This is a genomic window from Segatella maculosa DSM 19339 = JCM 15638, from assembly GCF_000382385.1.
Classification (GTDB): Bacteria; Bacteroidota; Bacteroidia; order Bacteroidales; family Bacteroidaceae; genus Prevotella; species Prevotella maculosa.
In genome coordinates this window covers 1-6,309 of the sequence record NZ_KB908323.1, presented here as the reverse complement: position 1 = coordinate 6,309, position 6,309 = coordinate 1, and the positions used below count along the sequence as shown (strand labels likewise).

Annotated in this window: 8 protein-coding genes; 1 reads left to right on the top strand and 7 read right to left on the bottom strand. The window is 51.5% G+C overall.

The window, feature by feature from the left end; translation table 11 throughout:
- Positions 1-182 (top strand): hypothetical protein (locus tag H164_RS15770; protein WP_211214767.1); only part of this gene is annotated, 182 nt, incomplete at its 5' end.
- A 119-nt stretch (positions 183-301) separates the two neighbouring features.
- On the opposite strand, the gene H164_RS15765 is transcribed toward H164_RS15770, so the two are convergent.
- From H164_RS15765 to H164_RS15685, 7 genes are all read right to left on the bottom strand, one after another.
- Positions 302-1,096: a hypothetical protein gene (locus tag H164_RS15765; protein WP_019967796.1), complete on the bottom strand. Its 795-nt coding sequence runs from the start codon at positions 1,094-1,096 to the stop codon at positions 302-304.
- Positions 1,097-1,118: 22 nt separating this feature from the next.
- Positions 1,119-2,432: a ribosome biogenesis GTPase Der gene (gene der / locus H164_RS0106035; protein ID WP_019967795.1), complete on the bottom strand. Its 1,314-nt coding sequence runs from the start codon at positions 2,430-2,432 to the stop codon at positions 1,119-1,121.
- A 125-nt stretch (positions 2,433-2,557) separates the two neighbouring features.
- On the bottom strand, positions 2,558-3,442 hold the full coding sequence (gene era / locus H164_RS0106030) for a GTPase Era (RefSeq protein WP_019967794.1): 885 nt from the start codon (positions 3,440-3,442) through the stop codon (positions 2,558-2,560).
- A gap of 102 nt (positions 3,443-3,544) precedes the next feature.
- Positions 3,545-4,564, bottom strand: a complete 1,020-nt coding sequence (locus H164_RS0106025) for a beta-ketoacyl-ACP synthase III (RefSeq protein ID WP_019967793.1) — start codon at positions 4,562-4,564, stop codon at positions 3,545-3,547.
- Positions 4,564-4,749 (bottom strand): 50S ribosomal protein L32, encoded by a 186-nt coding sequence (gene rpmF / locus H164_RS15095; protein WP_008564851.1) that lies wholly within the window; start codon positions 4,747-4,749, stop codon positions 4,564-4,566. The genes H164_RS0106025 and rpmF overlap by 1 nt, the downstream gene beginning before the upstream one ends.
- A gap of 27 nt (positions 4,750-4,776) precedes the next feature.
- A complete protein-coding gene (locus tag H164_RS0106020) occupies positions 4,777-5,304 on the bottom strand; it encodes a YceD family protein (protein ID WP_019967792.1) in 528 nt (175 codons plus the stop codon).
- A 620-nt stretch (positions 5,305-5,924) separates the two neighbouring features.
- Positions 5,925-6,308 carry an HU family DNA-binding protein gene (locus H164_RS15685; protein WP_051082188.1) on the bottom strand — a complete coding sequence of 128 codons (384 nt, stop codon included), beginning with the start codon at positions 6,306-6,308 and terminating at the stop codon, positions 5,925-5,927.
- Position 6,309: the final 1 nt, after the last annotated feature.

Genomic DNA, 6,309 nt, shown 5'->3' with positions numbered 1-6,309 from the left:
GCAAAATGTTTTTTAAGAAACGAGGCCTCGGAAACGCTGTCGCAAAATGTTTTTTAAGAAATGAGGCCTTGGAAATGCTGTCGCAAAAGGTTTTATCGAAAAATAATTGTTTTTTATCATTTCCCAAAGGATTTCATTCAGAAACAGTTGTTTTTTGCCATTTTCTCAAGGATTTTGCTTAGAAATAATTGTTTTTTGCCATTTCCACAAGGATTTTGCTCAGAAACAATTGTTTTTTAACATTTCCTCAAGGATTTTATTCAGAAACAATTGTTTTTTAACATTTCCTTAAGGATTTTACTTAGAAACAATTGTTTTTTGCAATTTCCACAAGGATTTTACTTGGAAACAATTGTTTTTTGCAATTTCCACAAGATTTTTGCTTTCCGAGGCCTCGGAAAGCCGTCGTCCGATGATTTTTTACTTTCCGAGGCCTCGGAAAGCCATCGTCCGAAGATTTTTCGCTTTCCGAGGCCTCGGAAAGCCGCCGTCCGATGATTTTTTGCTTTCCGAGGCCTCGGAAATGCCGTCGTCCGATGATTTTTTGCTTTCCGAGGCCTCGGAAAGCCATCGTCCGATGATTTTTTACTTTCCGAGGCCTCGGAAATGCCATCGTCCGATGATTTTTTGCTTTCCGAGGCCTCGGAAATGCCATCGTCCGATGATTTTTGCTTTCCAAGGGGTTGGAAAGTGCGTCGTCCGATGATTTTTGCTTTCCAAGGGGTTGGAAAGTACGTCGCCCGAGGATTTTTGCTTTCCAAGGGGTTGGAAAGTGCATCGCCCGAAGATTTTTTGCTTTCCAAAGGGTTGGAAAGTGCATCGTCCGAGGATTTTTGCTTTCCAAGGGGTTGGAGAGTGCGTCGTCAGATGATTTTTTGCTTTCCAAGGGGTTGGAGAGTGCGTCGTCAGATGATTTTTTATTTTCCAAGGGGTTGGAAAGGTCGCAGACAGATGAATTTTGATAAAAAATGTTATCGGAAAGGTGCATGATAAATGCCCCCTGCGCTCCGGAGGGGAGGGTAGGGGGCAGTACGTTTGTGGCTGCTTTTAGGACGGAGTTTCCATGAGCGGGGCGTCCGTGGCTACCTTTCGGCATGGGTTGCCGTGGGCAAATGGGGCTATTTCTGCCTGATGAACACGTTGATGGGGCAGCCGTGCATGGACCAATTCTCTCGTATTTTGTTTTCGAGGAACCGGCGGTAGTTTTCTTTCACATACTGCGGCAGATTGGCGTAGAAGACGAAGGAAGGTATCTGCGTGTTGGGCAGCTGTGTGCAATACTTGATTTTGATGTATTTCCCTTTGATGCTTGGTGGGGGAAAGGCCTCGATGATGGGCAGCATGACCTCGTTGAGCTTGGCCGTACCGACGTGTGCCTTCCGATTGAGGTAGACTTGCTTGGCTGTTTCGAGCACGCGGAAAATGCGCTGCTTGGTGAGGGCGGAGGCGAAGATGATGGGGAAATCTACGAAGGGCGCCATGCGGCTGCGTATGGCGGCTTCGAAGGTGTTGATGACTTTTTGTGATTTGTCTTGGACGAGGTCCCATTTGTTGACGACGACGACGAGACTTTTGTTGTTTTTCTGTATGAGTTGGAAGATGTTCATGTCCTGTGCTTCGATGCCGCGCGTCGCGTCGAGCATGAGGAGGCAAACGTCGCTGTTTTCGATGGCCCTTATGGAGCGCATGACGCTGTAGAACTCGAGGTCTTCGGTGACTTTGTTTTTTCGTCGGATTCCGGCTGTGTCGACGAGATAAAAGTCGAATCCGAACTTGCCGAAGCGTGTGTAGATGCTGTCGCGCGTGGTTCCGGCTATCTCGGTGACGATGTTGCGGTCTTCGCCGATGAAGGCGTTGATGATGCTGCTTTTGCCTGCGTTTGGTCGCCCGACGACGGCGAACCGTGGTATCTCTTCTTCGATGATTTCGGGATTTTCTTGCGGAAGCATGTCTACGAGGGTGTCGAGTAGGTCGCCGGTTCCTCCGCCGGTGGCTGCGCTGATGCATCGCGGCTCTCCGAGCCCCAGTTTGTAGAACTCGGCTGCTTCGTAATAGGCGCTGCTGTTGTCCACTTTGTTGGCTACGAGTATCGTTGGGAGTTTCGCGCGGCGCAGGATTGTTGCGACGTCTTCGTCCCAGTCGGTTACGCCGGTGGTGACGTCGACGAGGAAAAGTACGAGGTCGGCTTCTTGGGTGGCGACGATGACCTGTCGTCGTATTGCGTCTTCGAAGATATCGTCGGAGTTTACGACCCATCCGCCGGTGTCGACGACGGAAAACTCCTTTGCGTTCCATGTGCATTTGCCGTATTGGCGGTCTCGGGTGGTTCCTGCCGTGTCGCTGACGATGGCGCGGCGCGACTGTGTGAGTCGGTTGAAAAGCGTTGACTTTCCGACGTTGGGTCGGCCTACGATTGCTACTAAATTTGCCATATTTTGTTTGATTTCTGAAGTTATGCGTTCTTCGGCCCTCCTTTTTGCGGAGAGTGTGCCCTCTTTCTATTCAGGGCCGGGGGTGTTTTGTCTGCCTTGGTTTGTGGGTGGGTTTCGGGGGAGGTTTACGTGGGGTTGTACCCGAAGTTGTCGAGTTCGCGCTGCGACGATCGCCAGTCTTTGTCTACTTTGACGAAGGTTTCGAGGAAGATTTTCTTGCCGAAGAAGCGTTCCAAGGTTTTTCGCGACTCGGTGTTCACTTTCTTCAATGCTACGCCCTGATGGCCGATGATGATGCCCTTCTGGCTGTCGCGTTCTACGTAGATAACGGCGTTGACGTGGATTTTTGTGTCGTCTTCCTTGAATCGCTCCACGCGGACTTCCACGCTGTAGGGGATTTCCTTGTCGTAATAGAGTAGGATTTTCTCGCGAATGATTTCGCTGACGAAAAACCGGGCCGGCTTGTCGGTCAGCTGCTCCTTGTCGAAATAAGCCGGCGACTCGGGAAGGAGCTCCTTGATGCGCTTCAGGAGTATGTCGACGCCGAACTTGTTTTTGGCCGAGAGCGGTAATATTTCGGCGTTGGGAAGCAGCGCGTGCCATCGTGCGACGATGTCGCCGAGTGTTTTTTGGTCGCTCTCGTCAATTTTGTTGATCAGGAGCAATACGGGAATCGCCATCTTCCTGACTTTGTCCAAAAAGTCTAAGTTTTTCTCGGGATTCTCTACGACGTCGGTCACATACAGCAGAATATCGGCGTCCTTAAGTGCTGACTCCGAAAAAGCCAGCATCATTTCCTGCATCTTGTAGTTGGGCTTCAGAACACCGGGCGTGTCGGAGAAGACGATTTGGCAGTCGTCCGTGTTGACGATGCCCATGATGCGGTGGCGCGTTGTTTGTGCCTTGAATGTGGCGATGCTGATGCGCTCGCCGACGAGTTGGTTCATCAGCGTACTTTTTCCCACGTTCGGGTTGCCCACTATGTTCACAAATCCTGCTTTATGCGTCATTATTTTACTATTGATGTTTAGCGTTGAAACAAAAAACGCATCGTCTCTTATCATACCAATAAGAAAGATGCGTTTCTTTGTTGTATTTATGTTCTGTTGAGACTACTTCACCATGGCTGCAGAAGCACCGTCGTAGGCCCACTTCAGATAGGAAGCGCCGTTGACGAAGCCAGCTCCGAAGCCGGTGAAGATGATTTTGTCGCCTTTCTTGAGGTCCTTTTCAAAGTCCCAAAGCACGAGCGGCATGCAGGCTGCACTGGTGTTCCCGTAGTGCTGAATGTTCACCAGAACTTTCTCCATCGGTGCCCCAATGCGCTTGGCCACGGCCTCGATGATGCGCAGATTGGCTTGATGAGGAATGATATGGTCGATGTCGTCTATCGTCAGGTTATTGCGCTTCAGCAACTCTTCGCAGTCGTCACCCATTGCAGTGACGGCATAACGGAAGACGAAACGCCCCTCCTGATAGGTGTAGTGCATGCGGTGATCGACGGAATAATGCGATGAGGGGCAAACCGAGCCGCCCGCCTTGACATGCAGAAACGGGAGTCCCTTGCCGTCCGTGCGATGGAAAGAATCAATCAAGCCGATGTTCTCTTCCTCTGTCGCTTCCACCATGACAGCTCCGGCACCATCGCCGAAGAGCGGGCAAGTGGCACGGTCTTGATAGTCGGTGATAGCCGACATCTTATCGGCACCAATCACGATGATACGCTTGTGGCGACCGCTCTGAATCATATTGCAAGCTACGTCGAGTGCATACATGAAGCCGCAGCAGGCAGCGGCGAAGTCGAATGCAAAGGCATTCTTCAGTCCCAGCTTGCCCAGCACGATAGATGCTGTCGATGGATGAATATAATCAGGAGTAGTGGTTGCTACAAGAAGCGCATCAATGCTATCGGGGTCGGCACCGGTCTTCTTCATCAAGAGTTTGGCAGCTTTGCGGGCCATATACGATGTGCCCAGACCTTCTTCGGTCAACAGCCGACGCTCCTTGATGCCGGTACGCGTGACTATCCATTCATCGTTGGTGTCTACCATGCGCGACAGTTCCTCGTTGTTGAGGACGTAATCGGGCACATAACCGGCGACACCCGTGATGATAGCGTTGATATTTCCCATTATTCAGCGACTTCCTTAACAATGGCTACCTTGCCTCTGTAGTAACCGCACGTGGGGCATACGGTGTGATAAACGTAATAGGCGCTGCAATTCGGGCATACGGCCAACGTCGGGGCTACTGCCTTGTCATGCGTTCTTCTTTTGAGTGTACGAGTCTTTGACTGTCTTCTTTTAGGATGTGCCATAATCTTTTAATTTTAATCTTTTGTTTTTTAATCTTCAAGTTTCAGGTCCGACAGCGCCGCCCATCGCGGATCCACAGGTCGCTCTGCTTTGTCCTCGCTGCTTCGGGCAGCGGCATGCGCTTCGAGCATACCAATCATGGCAGGATTGCATTTACCGGGTGCATGCACGTGCCTGATGGGAATACTGAGCGCTATGGATTCATAAACAAACCATGCGACATCGAGTATTCCTTCGTCCTCGGTCACTGTCACAAGGTCGTCCTCTTCGGCGTAGCTATCTCCGAACCGGGCAGCCAATCGGCCGTCGGCAGTTATGGGCTGCTCCATGTCGTCCAGACAAAGGTCGCAGGGAACAGCAACGCTGCCAACGGTATGAAAGTCTATGTCGAAACAATCGCCGGTGCGGTTCACCGTCACCGTCGTCTTCAACTGCCCATGCTGCACTTCTGCGGTCTCTAACGACCGGAAAAATGCATCATCAAGGTCGAATTCAAAGATGCTTCGTTCCTGTTCCAATGCTTTGAGGTCAATCTGACAGGTTGTCGAACTTTCCATACCGGCTGCAAAGGTAAATAAAAAAAAGGAAACGCACAAGAGACATACGGAAAAAGTTGCAGAAACCTATCACAGACTACCTGTCAGCCCATCTGATACACACACAAGACCCTTCCCAGCCCACCCCCAACCCCTCCCGAGGGAGGGGAGAGAAGCCTCCCCCACCCCCTCCAAAGGAGGGGAGTACAAACTTGCGGGCTAATGATGAACAATACATTATAAAATAAACAAAAATAGGCCTTGCAGACTAATGTGTTCGCAAGGTCTATTTGCATATTACTCCCCTCTCCTTGGGAGATTTCTGCTCCCCGATAACGGGGAGACCGAGAGGGGTGGCCGGGGGAGGCTTTTGGGTGAGGCTCCCGGGTGTGTATTAAAACGGGGAGGGCACACAGACAAGCGAGTTAATCATAAAATGGATTTTGATTTTGAGTTTGATTAAATGCTGGTAAGTCGTGCGCCCTCCCCAAGAGACTTCCCGCTGAAAGACCTCCTAAAATCCGGGAGCCCAGGAGCCTCCCCCGGCCCCTCCGAAGGAGGGGGAGCACAAACAGCGTGCAAACTAATTCCTCGCAAGCTCGCAGCTCCCCCTCCTTTGGAGGGGGTTGGGGGGGAGGCTCCTAATTCCCGTGCTGTCCAATTCCTCCTTCCTCCTTCTTCTTCTCTTTCTTCCGCTTCGGGTTATCCACCTCCACCTGTAACTGCTTCAGTGCGCGGCGAATCGTGTCTTTCCATGTCAGCACCAGCTTGGCGGGCTTCAGGGCAGAGGTTGCCGTCACGTCGATTTCCTTCTCGATTTGTTTCGAGGGCACCACCACGCGCAGCGAGAAGATGTCGCCGAGGTCGAGCCCCACGCCCAGCCGTGCACACTCCATGATCAGGTTGCGCAGCGTGATGAGCACGTTGCGGGCATCGCCCTCGCTGAGCGACGTTTCGCGCACGATGCGTTCGAGCACCATCTCCGGCGTCAGCTTTTGTTGACCCTTGGGCACAGCGATATACACC